Here is a 15,676-nt window from a genome sequence, read left to right on the forward strand (position 1 = left end):
TGATCATCCGGAGCCCTGGAGAGCCCTCCGATGAGTCACAGCATGAGCCAGCCGGCGGCTGCCCGTACGGGTCTGAAGCCCGGCGGAGATGCCCGGAGCTTGCCGGCGCGACGCCCGGCGGCGGCCCGCCTCGCGGAGCTGCGCTCCCGCGACGGCCTGGTTCCGGTATGCAGCTGGTGCCGGAAGGCCCGGACCGGCGCGGGCATCTGGACCCCGGTGGAGCCGAGCCTCCTGGAAGGGGCGGGCGTCGCCCTCACCCATGGCGTGTGCCCGGACTGCGCCCAGGAGCTCCTCGCGCAGACGCACGAGCCTCCCCACGAGGCCGCATAGGCATCGTTTGCCCCTGAAAAGGGTCGAGATGGAAGCGGAATCCGTGTCCCGCATCACGGAGGCCGGGGCAGGCTCCCGGGGATAATCCCCAGGAATATCGATGCCACGGTCCCGTTCCTCGCACCACTCCCGGGGGTACTGCCATGATGCGCAGGTTGAGCCAGTTCTGGCCGCGGCTGATCCCCTGGGATGACCAGGCCACCCTGGAAATCCGCCTGTACCGAAGGCCTGCCTCGTGTCGGCCTGCCTGGCGCTGTTCGTCATCCTCCCGACGAACCTGCTCCAGGAGCTTCCCCTCAGCCTGAACCTCGCGATCTCGGCCTTCGGTGCCCTCGCCTATGCCCTGTACCGGGCCTCCCTGCGCGGCGTGCATGCCATGAAGGCCTTCTGCGGATGCCTGGGCCTGCTGCTCAACTTCAGCTGGTTCATGAATGCCGGCTCCGAGGGGAGCATCAGCATGTTCATGTTCGCCGGGGTCCTGGTCCTGAACATCTTCTTCCGGGGCCGGACCCGGTGGCTGTTCCTGGCCATCTTCCTCGTGAACGGGCTGGGACTCCTGTGGGCGGAGCGCGCCTTCCCGAATCTCGTCGTGCCCTACGCCCATGCCGGGGACCGTCCGTGGGACCTCATGGCCGGTTTCGTCGTGAGCACCTTCGCCTGCGTCCTCGTGCTGCGGGTGGTGCTGACCGCCTACGATCGCGAGCGGGAGCGGCTCGGCGCCATGAATGCGCGGCTGGAGCAGACCCTGGCCGAGATCCGGACTCTCCAGGGATTGTTGCCGATCTGCAGCTGGTGCAAGAAGATCCGGGACGACGCGGGACTGTGGACCCAGGTGGAACAGTACCTGGTCCAGCACGCGGATGTGGCCTTCACCCACGGCATGTGCCCCGAGTGCGCGCGGGACCATTTCTCCAAAGAACAGGACCGGGCGCCCGAGTAGTCGGGGGCTGAGCAGGGGTAGGCCGGTTCCGTCCTCAGAAGTCCTGATTCTCCGTCATCCGGGTGCCGTCCTTCTCGAAGGCCTCGAGGAACCGCGCGATGCGGGCCTCGGCCACGGCCAGCTCCTCCACGCCGAGGTTGAGGTTCAGGAGGTCCACATACCAGGGGGCCTTCGTGTCGCTCTGGACATAGGTCCGGACGATGGCCCTCGCGATGGGCAGCGTGGTCCCCTTGGAATCGTCGTGGACATCGCGGTTGCCGGCCTGGCGGAGCTTGGCGTATTCCTCGTCGAGCAGGCGGGCGAACAGGGCGGGCGTGAAGGCGTCCCCGGCGGCCGTGCCGGTGGCGGCGTCCGCCTCCGTGAAGGTGGCCCCCTTGTGGAGCCACTCCCAGAGGATGGACAGCCGGATCTCGCCTGTGGCCATGTCCTCCATGAGGTAGAGCACATCGTCATTGCCGAAGAAGTCGGCGGGCTTCAGGGCCGCGGCCTGGAAGCCGCGGAGGAAGGCGTTGCCGTACTGCAGGGCCACCGACAGCAGGTCGCGGGCCCCGGCGATGGTGCGCGGCGCATCCTCCAGCCGGGTCAGGCCCGCGGCATCCTCGGGGCCGTAGGTCAGGGCCGGGAAGGCCCGCCCCGCCTGGTTGTCCTGGCCCGCGCGCTCCCATACGGGCCGCACGATGTGCACCATCTTCCAGTGGGCCACCCACTTGCCGGAAGCGCCCTCACGCTGCTCGCGCTCGGCGCCGGCCACGGCCCGCTTCATGCTGGCGGCCACGCCGGCTTCGGAGCCCACGGGGATGTTGGGCTCCATGCCGCCCTGCCACAGGGCGAAGCGGCCATTCCGGTCCGGCGTGTTCATGGCGCGCCGCACCCGGTCCTCGTAGGTCCGCATGTAGCCGTAGGTCATGGTGATGGACTGGATGTTGGGGTTCACGAAGGCCCGATCCCAAGCCAGGGCATCCGAGACGCTGTTGATGTAGTCCCAGCGGCCCGTGTTGAAGCCCACGAAATGCGGCGAGAGGGCCGCCCGGATCTCCATGAGCTGGAAGCACTGCTCGATCTGCTCCACCAGCACATAGGCCTTGAGGGTGCCCGTCGGCAGGCCCAGGTGGCCCTCCAGGGCCAGCAGCAGGCTGTTCCAGAAGGCGGCCTCCTCGGCGGTCTGGATCTTGGGCAGGTAGAGGACGACGCTGCGGCCGGCCGCCCGCAGCCGCTCGTGGTTGTTCGCCACATAGAGCGCCAGGTCCGCGATGGAGGCGGAGAAGCCGTGGCCCTGCAGGCGGATGTGCCGGTCGTCCAGGTGCAGCCCCCGGGCCCGGTAGAGCACCGTGGTGAAGTCCAGCTGCCCGCGCCAGTCGGCGATGATGGGATGGCCGAAGAAGCCTTCCGCCCAGCGGTTCATCTCCGAAGCGACCTCCTCGGCCACTTCCAGGAAGAGCGGATCCCGCGCGATGGCAAGCTTCAGGTTGCGGTGGTTGTCCAGCGACATCGTGTCCACCTGGCCAAGCGCGTCCTCGCCGTCGAACATCCAGCCATCGGCGCCGGAGAGCAGCGCATAGGCCACATTGCGGATGCCGGAGCGAACATCGGAGCGCGGCTTGGTGGCCGGTCCCGTGCCCTGGATCCACTGGCGCGTGAGATCGGGCGGAATCACCGCCCCGTCGAAGTTCCCCGCCCGGGCATCGGCCACGGTGATCTGGGTGCCCGGAATCAGCGCGGCGGGATCGAGGAAGGTGATCCGTTCACCCTGCTCGGCGCGGCGCTTCCGGCGCGCGGTCCGCTGCGCCATCAGTTCCCGTCGGCGCTGATCGAGGGGCGCCAGGGCCTCCAGGGCGCGGAGGGCCTCCGGCGTGTAGACATCCTCGTACCGGGCGAGGATCCCTGCGCGGAATTCGAGAGAATGGGTCATCGAAACCTCCGGTGGCGGCCCCCAGGGGCCGGGCCCTTGGGTATTCCAGGTGGGTGCGGATTGAGAAGGGCCGGTTCAAGCGCCCATGAAGCCGGTGCGTACCACGGCGTTGCTTCATGCCCGTGCGGTTGCCTGCCTAGACATTTAATTTCAGGTCATCGCGCTCCGGAAACCAGAGAATCTTTTCGATCCCTGGAATCGAAATCACCGATCGAGGGGCCGGTGTGATCCGCGAGGGGGTGTTGCGACCGCTCAGACTCAAGGGCCTTCCTGGTGACATGAGGGACGCCGGTACAATGGCCCCATGGATGTCCGAACCCTGTCCACCTTCACCGTGGCCGCCCGCACCCTGAACTTCACGAACGCCGCGCTGTCCCTGGGCTACGCCCAGTCGAGCGTGACGGCCCAGATCAAGAGCCTGGAAGAGGATCTCGGTTCGGCGCTCTTCAACCGCGTGGGCAACCGGCTCGAGCTCACCGAACCCGGCGAGCGCTTCCTGATCTACGCCGAGCGGATCCTCGCCCTGACCCACGAGGCCAAGGCCTCCCTGCAGGATGAAGCCGGGGTCGGGACCCTCCGGTTCACGGCGCCGGAAACCGTCTGCACCTATCTGCTTCCGCCCGTGCTGAAGGCCTTCAAGGAAGCGTTCCCGCGGGTCCACCTGCAGTTCCTTCCGGGCTTCGTGCGCGATTTCAAGCGGCAGGTGCTGGAAGGCATCGTGGATTTCGCCTTCATCCTGGAGGAGCCCTTCCCCTCCAAGACCCTCGCCGTGGAGAAGATCCGGGACGAGGAAATCCTGATCGTCGCGTCAGCCTCGCATCGGTTCGCCGGGTCCCGCGGGATTTCCGCCCAGGACCTCATCGGGGAGGATGTGCTGCTGAAGGCGCTCGGCTGCAGCTACCGCAACCAGTTCGAGCGGCAGCTGATCAACGCCGGGGCGCACCCGGGGCGCTTCCTCGAGTTCCAGGGCGTCGAAACGATCAAGCGCTGCGTGGAAGTGGGCCTGGGCATCGCGCCCCTGCCCCGGATGGCCGTGGAGGCGGAGCTCCGCTCCGGGCAGCTGGTGGCCGTGCCCTGGGAGGGTCCCGAGATCCAGATCTCGACTTACCTCGTATGGAATCCCGAGCGGCACCTGGGATCCGCCGAAAAGGCCTTCCTCCAGCATGTCCGGGACGCCCTGCTGCCGACGGTCTAGATCCCTGCTGCCGGCGGCCTAGACGCCGTCCGGACTCACCGACCCAGCGACCTGCCCACGCGCAGCATCCGGCAGACGCCCGCCACGGCGGTCTCCACGAGGGATCCGCCCTGCCCCATGCAGGCCTCCAGGCTCATGGGCTGGGGCACGATGGAGGCCAGGGCATCGATGCCGTGGGCCAGCACCTCCTCGGCGCCGTCGCCCAACCCGCCCGCGATGCAGACCACGGGCACGCCGTGGCGCTTGGCCACCGCCGCCACGCCCACGGGGGCCTTGCCCATGGCCGTCTGGAAGTCGGTGCGGCCTTCGCCGGTGATGACGAGGTCCGTGCCCTGGATCAGGGTCTCGAAATGGGTCGTTTCCAGCACGATGGATACGCCGGGCCGGAGGCTGGCCGGGGTGAAGTAAAGCAGGCCCGCGCCCAGGCCCCCGGCGGCGCCGGCGCCGGGCAGCAGGGCGATGTCGCGCCCCGTGGCCGCGGCCGCCACCGTGGCGAAGGCGCCCAGGGCGGCATCGAGCTCGGCCACCATCTCCGGATTGGCGCCTTTCTGGGGGCCATAGACGGCGGAGGCCCCCCGCGGGCCGCAGAGGGGATTGTCCACATCGCAGGCCACGAGGACCGAAGCCTCCGCAAGGCGGGGATCCAGGCCCGACAGGTCGATGCGGGCCAGGCGCGCCAGCGCCGCGCCGCCTTCGGGCAGGTCGCGGCCCCCGGCATCCAGGAAGCGCGCGCCCAGGGCCCGGGCCATGCCCGTGCCACCGTCATTGGTGGCGCTGCCGCCGATGCCGATGACGAGCTTGCGCAACCCCGCGTCCAGGGCGGCCTTCATGAGCTCCCCGGTGCCGAAGGTGCTGGTGATCCTCGGATCCCGCCGCTCCTTCGGCACCAGGGGCAGGCCCGAGGCCGCGGCCATCTCCAGGAAGGCCGTGGTGCCGTCGCCGGAGACACCCCAGTGGGCCCGCACGGGCTCACCCAGGGGCCCCCGCACGGTCGCGTGCATAAGGCGCCCATGAGTGGCGGCCACCAGGGCCTCGACGGTGCCTTCGCCTCCATCGGCAATGGGCACCTTGAGGATGTCCGCCTCCGGGAACACCGCCCGGATGCCGCGCTCCATGGCTTCGGCCACTCCCAGGGCGGACAGGCTGCCTTTGAACGAATCCGGAGCCACGATGATGCGCATGAAACCCACCTCGAGTGCAGTCAGGGATAAAACTACCGCCAAGACGCTCGCGCGTCTTGGCGGTCATGTTTCGTCAGATCAGGGGACGAGGCCCGGGAACAGGAACGCGAAGCCCCAGACCATGAGGCCCAGGAGGATCACATAGGGAATCGTGTACTTGATGGTCTGCCGCATGATCAGGCCTTCCTTGCCGGCCAGGCCCACGGCGGTGGCGGCGATGACGATGCTCTGGGGCGAGATCATCTTGCCGGCGGAGGCGCCCGCGCTGCCGGCGGAGGCCATGAGGATGTCGGAGAGGCCCATGCCCTGGGCGGTGAGCTTCTGCAGGTTGCCGAAGAGGGCGTTGGCGGAGGTGTTGCTGCCCGTGAGGAACACGCCGATGGTGCCGAAGAGCGGGCTCAGCAGCGGATAGATGTGCTTGCTCACCAGGGCGACGATGCCGTTGGCCATGGTGGCCACCATCGAGATCTGCTTGGTGGCGAGGTCGCCCACGACGGCCAGCTTGGTCTTGGGATCGATGATGGGCAGGGCCAGGTTCATCACCTCGGCGATGGACAGGATGCAGGCCACGGCGATGAAGGAGGGGATCATCTGCTTGAAGGTCTTGCCGAACTGCTCGCCCATCACCGAGTACTTGATGCCCATGAAGGGGAAGGCGATGAGGCCGGCGATGAGCATGATGGTGCCGGGGCTCTGCAGCCAGGTGAAGGAGTAGAGCTTGCCGGGGTTGTAGATCTGGGCCTTGAGGAGCACCCAGTTCCAGCCCGCGGCGCTGCCGTTGAAGAGGGGCTTGGTCTTGGGCAGGTTCACGGCGATAACCAGCACGGCCAGCAGCAGGTAGGGCAGCCAGGAGAGGAACAGCTCCTTGAAGTGGAATTCCTTGGGCGCGTTGTCGGCCGGGGCGTCACCCTCGAACAGCCAGGGCTGGGCGTGCTTCTGGACCTTCAGGTAGATGGCCACGGCCACGAGGCAGGCGAGACCCGCCAGCACAGAGGTGAGGTCCGCGCCGATGTAGTTCGACACCAGGAACTCGGTGATGGAGAAGCTGAGACCGGCCACCAGGATGGTGCCGATGGCGCCCTTCAGGCCCTTGGACTTGGACATGGCATAGACCGTGGCGAACGCCATGATCAGGGCCAGCGGCGCCATGAAGCGGCCGGTCATCTGGGAGAGCTTCATCACATCCAGGCCCGTGGTCTTAGCCAGGGTCACGGTGGGAATGGCGAGAGAGCCGAAGGGCACGGGGCCCGTGTTGGCCACGAGGCAGACCAGGGCGGCCATCATGGGGTTGTAGCCCAGGCCGATGAGGATGCTGGCGGGAATGGCCACCGGGGCGCCGAAGCCGCAGATGCCCTCGAGGAAGGCGCCGAAGCCGAAGGCGATGAGCAGGGCCTGGGCGCGGCGGTCCACCGTGAGGTTCGCCATGGCGCCCTGCATCTTGTCCATCCAGCCCGTGGCTTTCAGCACGTTGTAGACCACCAGCGCGCCGAAGGGGATGTACATGATCGGGAAGATGCCCGTGAGGCCGCCCTGCAGGGCCGCCAGGAGCGTGGTCTTGGCCGGGAAGTGGAAGACGAAGATGGCCGTGAGCACGGTCACCAGCCACGCCACGGGCGCCACCTTGGCGGCGGGCTTCATCAGCAGGGGAATGCCGATGAGCAGGACGATGAGCGGCAATGTGGCCGCGAGGGCGCCGAGCAACATAATCTACCTCCGGATCGATTGTTGACACGCTACCGGACAAAGGTCTGACCACCAAGCCAAAAAACCTCAAAAAACGAGGGCTCATGCCTTCCTGGCATGAGCCCCTGTCCTTCCAGTCCAAGCTTAGGATTTTTTCGGTTCAATCCTTTGCGGTCTGACCATCAGGCCTACTTCGTTTTCACCGGATCCGCCGGGCGCTTCGGCAGGGCCATGGGTTTCTCGGCCATGCGCTTCAGGACCTCCTGCACGCCGCGCTCCAGCTGCCGATCATGGCCCGCCAGCAGCGAGGCGGGATCGTTCTCCACCTCGATGTCGGGGGTGACGCCCTCGCCCTCGATGATCCACTCGCCCGTGGGCGCGTTGGTGCCCGACTGGGGCACGAAGACGCTGCCGCCATCAATGAGCGGAGAATTTCCGCCGCCCACGACGCCGCCCCAGGTGCGCTTGCCGATGAGGGGGCCGAGCCCCGCGAACCGGAAGTGGTAGGGGAAGATGTCGCCGTCGCTGGCGCTGGTCTCGCTGGTGAGCGCCACCATGGGGCCGTGGAACACGGTGCCCGGGTAGGTGGTCGGGTGCTCGCCCGCGTAGCCGAAGCGGGTGCCCAGCAGCTTCCTCCCGAGGCGCTCGAGGATCATCTGGCTGATGTTGCCCCCGCCGTTGGCGCGGACATCCACCACCAGGCCCTCCTTGCGGATCTGGGGGTAGTACCACTTGATGAACTCATAGAGCCCGGGGCCGCCCATGTCGGGAATGTGGAGGTAGCCCACCTTCCCGCCGCTGAGCTTGTCCACGGCCTCCTTCGAGCGCAGCACGAAGTCCAGATAGCGCAGGCTGGCATCGCTCTGGATGGGCTGGTAGGTGACCTGCCGGGCGCCCTCGAAACCGGGCTTGGCGTTCAGCGTGAGCGTCACCGCGAAGGTCTTGTTGCGGAGCAGGCGGTAGGGGTTGTCGTCCGCCTTCAATTCCACGCCATCGATGGCCAGGATGTAGTCCCCCTCGCGGGCATCCACGCCCGGTTCCGTCAGCGGGCTGCGGTACTTGGGCTCCTCGTTGTGGCCGCGGTAGATGCGGGCGAGGCGGTAGCGGCCGGCGGCGGCATCCAGCTCGATGCGGGCGCCGGGCAGGCCCACCTTGGCCCGTTCGGGCAGGAACTGGTCCCCCCCCTCGGTGTAGGTGTGGCCGATGTTCAGTTCCGAGATGAGCTCCGTCAGCACATAGGTCAGGTCCGAACGGTGCGTCACATGCTGGAGCCAGGGACGGTACTGCTCGCGCAGGGCCTTCCAGTCGTAGCCGTGCATGTTCTTCACATAGAAGAAGTCCCGGAAGCGGCGCCAGGTCTCGTCATAGACCTCGCGCCACTCCTCGGCGGGGATGCGGTCCACGAAGAGCTCCTTCGTGGAGACCGTCTTCTTCTCGGTGGCTTTCGGCTTGGCGTCGAGGAGCTGGTAGGAGGCCGCGGGCCCCTGCCCGGCGCGGGCCAGGACCTTGGTCCCGTCCTGGCTGAGGGTCCAGCCCTGGACTTCCGGCAGCAGCTCGCTCTCCTGGCGCTTCTTCAGGTCGAAGATCCAGAGGCTGCTGCCCGCATTCCGGCGGCCATTGGCTTCGCCGTACACGAAGGGCGCGGACTTGCTGTAGAGCAGGTAGCCCTTGGTGGCCTCCAGCCCGCCCAGGTTGTCGGCGGGCAAGGGCACGCGGACGCCCCGCTGCTCGAACCCATCCCAGTCGATGCGGACGGCCACGGGCGCTGCCGGGGCCTTGGCGCCCTCCACCGGCTTGTCGGCCTTCTTCTCGCCGTCTTCCTTCTTCTCAGGCGCCGCCCCCACCTCGTCACTCTCGGGCGGGAAGGGATGGGCCGTGTCCTTGCGCAGGGCGTAGGCCACCACATCGACATTGCGGTTGCCCGCATAGTCGAACTCGAGGTTGCTGATCTGCGGCGCGTAGTCCCGGCGGCTGAGGGCATAGAGGTACTTGCCGTCGGGATCCCAGGCGGGATCGGTCACGGGGAACAGGTCGCCGGTGGCCCGGTGCAGCTGCTGGTCGGTCTGGCTCCACACATGGAGGCTGCGGGTGCCGTTCAGGTTCGCCAGTGAGAAGGCCAGGAACTGGCCGTCCGCCGACCAGGCCAGGTCGCCCACCCGGGCGAAGGGATCCTTCGCGGCCTTGACCAGCTTGCGGTCCGCCACGCCCACCACATAGACGACGCCGTCCTTGTCGGTGAAGGCGAGCTGCTTTCCCGTGGGCGACCAGACGGGCGCATTCAGCATCACCGCCAGCCCGGAGGTCAGGGCCTCGGGCTTGCCCTTGCCGCCCTGATCCACCAGGTAGAGCTGGTCCTCGCCGCTCAGGTCCGAGATGAACGCGATCTTCTTTCCGTCCGGCGACCAGCGGGCGTGCTTGTCGTGGGCACCGGAGCTGTTGGTGAGGTTGCGCACGGGACCCTTCTCGACGGGCACGGTGAACACATCGCCGCGGGCCACGAAGAGGGCCCGCTCGCCCTTGGGCGACAGGGCGAAGCCCTCGATGTTGCGTTCGGCGCTGATGCGCGAGGGCCGCGAGGCGCCGCCATCGGTCGGCACGGAGATGGAGATCCCGCGGTCGCTGCCGTCCTGCACATTGAACACGCGCAGCTCGCCGTTCTGCTCGTAGACGATGCGCGACTGGCGGTCGCTGGAGGGCCAGCGGACATCCCAGGTCTTCTGGAAGGTCAGCTGCTTCAGCGCGTCCGTGGCCGGATCCACCGCGTAGAGGTTCAGGGTCCCGTCGCGATCCGACGCGAAGTAGACCTTGTCGCCGATCCACATGGGATCGCGCTCGGTGCGCGGGCTGGCGGCGATCTTCTTCTGCGCGTTCGTGGCCAGGTCGAAGACATAGAGATCCTGCGCCCAGCCGCCCTGGTAGCGCTTCCAGTGGCGGAAGTCGCGGAACATCGGCGCGTAGGCGATGCGTTTGCCGTCCGGCGAGAAGGAGCCGGGCCCCGCGGTCGGCATGGGCAGCTTCTTCGCCAGCCCACCGCCCAGGGGCACGGTGTAGAGGGCCGTGCGGCTCAGGACGCCATCGGCATCGCTGGAGGCGCGGAACAGCACGCTGGAGCCGTCTGGCGTCCACCCCACCACCTGGTGGTCGTAGCCGCCCCGCGGCGGCAGCGGACCCGCGGCGGGATCGAAGGTCAGCTGGCGCGGGATGCCGCCGCCGCTGGGAATGACATAGACCTGCTCGTCCCCGTCGTACTGGCCGGTGAAGGCGATCCACTTGCCGTCGGGGCTGTACTTCGCGAACAGCTCCAGGCCCGGGTGGGCCGTGAGCCGCGTGGCCGTGCCGCCCGTGGCCGGGGCGTTCCAGAGGTCGCCGCCGTGCGTGAACACCACCTTGTCCCCGTGGATGTCGGGGAAGCGGAGCAGCTTGGTCTGGGCCTGCGCCGTACTCGCCAGAGCGAGGGCAAAGGCCAGCCGGGAAAGCAGGAGGGTTCGTCCGGGCATCGGTTCACCTCAGAGGTTGGAAGACCCGAGCATTGTATGACGAGGCAAAACTTCCGCCTCATCGGATTCCACTGCGGCTTCCCCATCCCCGCTTGGCAGATCCGTTAGCCTGGAAGGCCATGAAGATCCCCCGAACCAGCCTCCCCGCCCTGTCCCTGGCGCTGTCCCTGGCCCTGTCCCTGGCCCTGTCCCTGGCCCTGGCGCCTGCCCTCAGGGCGGAGGAACCGCCGGCCATCGAGGTGAACCCCAACCGGCCCACCTTCGCCAATCCCGCCCTCACGACCCAGCCGGGGCTGGCGGAGCTGGAGTGGGGTCTGCAGCAGAGCCACCTGCGCGAGGATGGCCCCAGCTTCGGCACGCCCACCCTCCTGAAGCTGGGTCTGGCCAAGGATGTGGAACTCCGCCTCTCCTGCCCGGGCTACCTGCGCCTGGAACCCTCGGGTGCGCCCGCGGCCGGGGGCTTCGGCGACTTCAACCTGGCCGCGCAGTGGTGCTACCTGCACGACGGGCTGTTCGGAACGGACCAGGCCATCCAGGTGGCGCACACCTTCCCCACGGCCCCGGCCTCCCAGGGTCTGGGCAACGGCGCCCCCATCGACACGCTCACGCTGCTGTTCAGCCGCGACGCAGGGAACTACCACATCGATGTGAACCTGCTGGAGTCCTGGATCGGCCAGCCCGCGGACCAATCCGGAGGGCCGGCCGGAGGAAGGGCGGCCCAGGCGGCGGGCACCGTCTCCATCACTCGGAACCTCGGTGAGACCTGGTCCCTCACCGGCGAGCTGTACGCCCTCCAGGCCACGCCGCAGAACGGGCGGATCGTCTCCAACCTCTGGGCCCTCGCCCACAAGGTGTCCAAGCGGCTGGTGCTGGATGGCGGCGTGGACATGGGGCTCTCCCACGGGGCCCCGCGCTACACCCTCTTCGCCGGGCTCACGGTGGGCCTCGGGCGGTTCCGGAAGCCATGAGCGAAGCCGCCCCCCTTTCCGTCAAGCGCCTGCTGGAGCAGGTGAAGACCCGGCTGGAGCCGGCCTTCGCCACGGTGTGCGTGGTTGGGGAGGTGTCGAATTTCCGGGGGTCGGGGAAGCACTGGTACTTCACGCTGAAGGAGGAGGGCGCGGCGCTTTCCTGCGCGGTGTGGGCCGGACAGCAGCGCTTCCTCCAGCACAGGCCGGCGGATGGCCAGCGGGTGGTGCTCCGGGGCAGCCTCAACCTCTATGTGGCGGGCGGCACGATCACCCTGGCCGTCACTCACTGCGAACCTGCGGGCGTGGGCGATCTCCAGGCGCGGTTGCGGCAGCTGGAGGCGGACCTCCGCGCCCAGGGCCTCTTCGACCGCCCCAAGCGTCCCCTGCCCCGGTTCCCTCGGAAGCTGGGCGTGGTGGCGGCCCTGGGCGGCGCGGCCCTGCGCGATGTGCTGGAGGTCATGGCCCGCCGCGCCCCCGGGATCGACATCCTCATCGCCCCCGCAGCGGCCCAGGGCGAGCGCTGCGTGCCGGAAACCCTGCTGGCCCTGCAGGAAATTCAGGACCCCCACTGGGGCTGCCAGGCTGTGTTGCTGGTGCGGGGCGGCGGCAGCCTCGAAGATCTCTGGGCCTTCAACGACCCGGCCCTGGTGCGCGCGGTGGCGGAGTGCCAGATCCCCATCGTCACCGGCGTGGGGCATGAGATCGACACCACGCTGGTGGATCTCGCCGCGGATCGCCGCGCGGCCACGCCCAGCCAGGCCGCGGAGCTGGCCACGCCGGATCGCGCGGCCCTGGGCGCGGAGCTGCGGCGCCGGACCGAGGCCCTGGCCGCCAAGGCCGCCTGGCGCCTGCGGGGCCTGGAGACCACGCTGAACCTGCTGGTGGACCACGGCCTCCAGCGGGCGGAACCGCTGGCTGGGCCGGGAGTCCGGCTGGCGGCCCTGGGTCAGCGGCTGGCCCTGGCCCACCCCAGCCGGGGAGTGGATGCGGCCGGCGCGCGCCTGTCCCTGCTGCGCCAGCGCCTGCGGCATGCCGCCGCCCGCGCCGCCCGGGAGGCCGACCTGCCCCGCGTCCGGGAGGCCCAGCGCCGCCTCGCCCCGGCAATCCAGCGCGGCCTGCAGCGCCGGGACCATCGCCTGGCGGTGCTCGCCGAGCGCCTCCACGGCCTGGACCCGGCGGGCCCGCTCCAGCGGGGCTTCGTGCTGGCCCTCGATCCTGAAGGCCGGCCCGTGACGGTGGCGGGCGCCCTGCCCCCTGGCGCCGCCCTCCGCCTCCGATGGCAGGACGGCGAACGGCGCGCCACGCTGGACTGACCCAAAGTTCAAACGGGCGAGGCCTCGCGTCGATAGGGTTCTGGGCAGGACCATGTCTCGAATCCCTTATTCTCCCTTTCCATTCATGAACCGCTTGGCGGCCCTCCTCCTGGCCGTCCTGGGTGCCATTGGCCTGCTGGCGGCCCCCCGCCGCACGGTCAAGGTGGCGGTGTTCACCCATGTTCCGGCCATCTCCATGGACGCCGAGGGCCAGGCCCAGGGTTTCTATGTGGACATGCTGAAGGAAGTGGCCGAGCGGGAGGGCTGGGACCTGCGCTTCGTCCCGGGCACTTGGCAGGAGGGGCTCGACCGGGCCCAGTCCGGCGAGGTGGACCTGCTCACCAGCGTGGGCCATGCACCTGAGCGGGAGGCCTATCTCGATTACGGCCGGATGCCCTCCTTCACGGTCTGGAGCATCCTGTACGCCCATCCCCGCGCGGGGATCCACACGATCCTGGATGTGCGCGACCGGCGGATCGCGCTGATGCGCGGCGATGTGAATGGCGAGCACTTCCGCGAGCTGTGCGGCCGCTTCAACCTGCCCTGCACCTTCCGCGAATACGGCAGCTTCGGGGAGGTGCTGGGCGCCGTGGCCGAAGGCCAGGTGGACGGCGGCGTGACCTCCAGCACCTTCGGCTACTCCCAGGAAACCCGGTTCAAGGTCGAGCGCACACCCGTGGTCTTCAGTCCTTTCGACATCTTCTTCGCCGTGGCGAAGGGCCGGAACCCCGACCTGCTGCGGGCCCTCGACGCCTACCTGGCCGAGGGCCGGACCCGACCCGATTCGGGCTATCACGGGGCCATCAACCGCTGGCTGACGCCCCAGGAGAAGGGCGTGCTCCCCCCCTGGGCCCGGCGCACGGGCTTGGCCATCCTCGGCCTTCTGGCCCTCGCCACCGCCATCGCCTTCGTCTTCCGTCGGCAGGTGCGGGCGGCCACGGCCGAGATCCGCGCGCTGAATGCGGGCCTCGAGCGGGAGCTGGCCCAGCGCCGGCGGGTGGAGGAGCAGATCTTCCATGTGGCCAGCGGAGTCTCCGTCGCCACGGGGGAATCCTTCCTCCAGGAGCTGGTCAAGCATCTGGCGCAGGCCACGGCTGCGGATGTGGCCTTCATCGGAGAGAGCGTCCACGAAAACGGAGCGGCCCGGATGCGGACCCTGGCGGTGTTCACGGAAGGGGGTCCCGCCGAGAATTTCACCTACGACCAGTCCGGCACCCCCTGCGAACGGGCGGCCCGGGGCGAGCTCTGCGTGGTCGCCAGCGGCGTCCAGGAAGCCTTTCCCCGCTGCCCGTTGCTCCACGACATGCGGGCCCAGAGCTATGTGGGCGCCCCCCTGGTGGATTCCCAGGGCAAGGCCCTGGGCGTGCTGGCGGTGCTCCACCGGCAACCGCTCGCCTCGCCGGTGGAAGTCACCTCGCTCCTGCGGATTTTCTCAGCGCGCGCCTCCGCCGAGTTGGAACGCCGCAACACCGAAGGCGCCCGGGCCCTGCTCGAACGCCAGATGCAACATGCCCAGAAGCTGGAGAGCCTGGGCGTCCTCGCCGGCGGCATCGCCCACGACTTCAACAACCTCCTCACGGCCATGCTGGGGCACATGAATGTGGCCCAGATGAAGCTCGCCCCCGAATCCCCCGCCCTGCCCCACCTGGAGAGTCTGGAGCGCATCATCCACCGCGCCGCGGACCTGACCCGCCAGATGCTGGCCTATTCAGGCAAGGGGCGGTTCGTGGTCCGGCCCTACGACCTGAACCATGTCGTCCAGGAGGTGACGCACCTGCTGGAGGTCTCCATCCCCAAGAAGATCGCCCTCCGCTTCCACCTTGCGCCGTCCATGCCCCTGGTGGAGGCGGACGCCGCGCAGATCCAGCAGATCATCATGAACCTGGTGACCAATGCCGCGGATGCCATCGGCGAGGCCGAAGGCACCATCCGGCTCACCACCGGCTCGCTGAAGGTGGACCGCGCCTACCTGGAGCAGGTGTTCCAGGGGCAGGAGCTCGCTCCGGGGACCTACGCCACGCTGGAGGTGAGCGACACGGGCTGCGGCATGTCCCCCGAAGTCCAGGCCCGCATCTTCGAGCCGTTCTTCACCACCAAGGTCACGGGGCGGGGCCTCGGCCTCTCCGCCACCATGGGCATCCTCAAGGGCCACCACGCCGGCATGCGCATCTACAGCGAGCCCGGCCGGGGTACCACCTTCAAGCTGCTGTTCCCCGTCACCGACACCCAGCGCGTGGCGGAGACCCCCCAGGTCGCGGCCCCGGCCCTGACCCGCAAATCCACCGTGCTGCTCGTGGACGACGAGGAGATGATCCGGGAGGCCGCCGCGGCCGTGCTCGAGTCCCTCGGCCTGTCGGTCCTCACGGCGGAGGACGGTCGCCAGGCGGTGGAGGTGGTGCAGCGGGAAGGCGAGCGGGTGGATGTGGTCCTCATGGATCTCACCATGCCCCACATGGATGGGCGCGAGGCCTTCCAGGCCATCCGCCGCCTCCGGCCCAACCTGCCGGTGATCCTCAGCAGCGGCTACAACGAGCAGGAATCCATCCAGGATTTCCTGGGACGCGGTCTGGCCGCCTTCCTCCAGAAGCCCTACACCCTGCGCGCCCTCGAACAAACCGTGCTGGCCGTGCTGGCGAAGCAGACATGAGGGCGCGGACCGC

Annotated in this window: 10 protein-coding genes; 6 read left to right on the forward strand and 4 right to left on the reverse strand. The window is 68.8% G+C overall.

From position 1 onward, the window contains the following. Positions 1 to 42 precede the first annotated feature (42 nt). Together QUD34_RS10825 and QUD34_RS10830 are read left to right on the forward strand one after the other, a co-directional pair. Entirely contained in the window at positions 43 to 330 is a 288-nt protein-coding gene (locus QUD34_RS10825; protein WP_286353716.1) for a hypothetical protein, read from the forward strand. A gap of 235 nt (positions 331 to 565) precedes the next feature. After that, a complete protein-coding gene (locus tag QUD34_RS10830; RefSeq protein WP_286353717.1) occupies positions 566 to 1,270 on the forward strand; it encodes a hypothetical protein in 705 nt (234 codons plus the stop codon). Between the two features lie 34 nt (positions 1,271 to 1,304). On the opposite strand, the gene QUD34_RS10835 is transcribed toward QUD34_RS10830, so the two are convergent. Beyond that, complete coding sequence (locus QUD34_RS10835) at positions 1,305 to 3,179, reverse strand: aldolase/citrate lyase/malate synthase family protein (protein WP_286353718.1); 1,875 nt, start codon at positions 3,177 to 3,179, stop codon at positions 1,305 to 1,307. A 304-nt stretch (positions 3,180 to 3,483) separates the two neighbouring features. On the opposite strand from QUD34_RS10835, the gene QUD34_RS10840 reads away from it, so the two are divergent. Beyond that, positions 3,484 to 4,374: a LysR family transcriptional regulator gene (locus tag QUD34_RS10840; protein ID WP_286353719.1), complete on the forward strand. Its 891-nt coding sequence runs from the start codon at positions 3,484 to 3,486 to the stop codon at positions 4,372 to 4,374. 35 nt (positions 4,375 to 4,409) lie between these two features. Here QUD34_RS10840 and QUD34_RS10845 read toward each other — a convergent pair whose 3' ends face one another. From QUD34_RS10845 to QUD34_RS10855, 3 genes are all read right to left on the reverse strand, one after another. Beyond that, positions 4,410 to 5,555, reverse strand: a complete 1,146-nt coding sequence (locus QUD34_RS10845) for a glycerate kinase (protein ID WP_286353720.1) — start codon at positions 5,553 to 5,555, stop codon at positions 4,410 to 4,412. A 78-nt stretch (positions 5,556 to 5,633) separates the two neighbouring features. Further along, positions 5,634 to 7,259 carry an L-lactate permease gene (locus tag QUD34_RS10850; protein WP_286353721.1) on the reverse strand — a complete coding sequence of 542 codons (1,626 nt, stop codon included), beginning with the start codon at positions 7,257 to 7,259 and terminating at the stop codon, positions 5,634 to 5,636. A 167-nt stretch (positions 7,260 to 7,426) separates the two neighbouring features. Beyond that, entirely contained in the window at positions 7,427 to 10,735 is a 3,309-nt protein-coding gene (locus tag QUD34_RS10855; RefSeq protein WP_286353722.1) for a S41 family peptidase, read from the reverse strand. A 119-nt stretch (positions 10,736 to 10,854) separates the two neighbouring features. Here QUD34_RS10855 and QUD34_RS10860 point away from each other — a divergent pair, with 119 nt between their 5' ends. The 3 genes from QUD34_RS10860 to QUD34_RS10870 all read left to right on the forward strand — a co-directional run bounded on the left by QUD34_RS10860 (position 10,855) and on the right by QUD34_RS10870 (position 15,663). Then, positions 10,855 to 11,703, forward strand: a complete 849-nt coding sequence (locus QUD34_RS10860) for a hypothetical protein (RefSeq protein WP_286353723.1) — start codon at positions 10,855 to 10,857, stop codon at positions 11,701 to 11,703. Beyond that, positions 11,700 to 13,016, forward strand: a complete 1,317-nt coding sequence (gene xseA / locus QUD34_RS10865) for an exodeoxyribonuclease VII large subunit (RefSeq protein WP_286353724.1) — start codon at positions 11,700 to 11,702, stop codon at positions 13,014 to 13,016. Before QUD34_RS10860 ends, xseA begins: the two co-directional genes overlap by 4 nt. Before the next feature lie 85 nt (positions 13,017 to 13,101). Next, positions 13,102 to 15,663 (forward strand): response regulator, encoded by a 2,562-nt coding sequence (locus tag QUD34_RS10870; RefSeq protein WP_286353725.1) that lies wholly within the window; start codon positions 13,102 to 13,104, stop codon positions 15,661 to 15,663. Positions 15,664 to 15,676: the final 13 nt, after the last annotated feature.

This window comes from Geothrix oryzae (genome assembly GCF_030295385.1).
Classification (GTDB): Bacteria; Acidobacteriota; Holophagae; order Holophagales; family Holophagaceae; genus Geothrix; species Geothrix oryzae.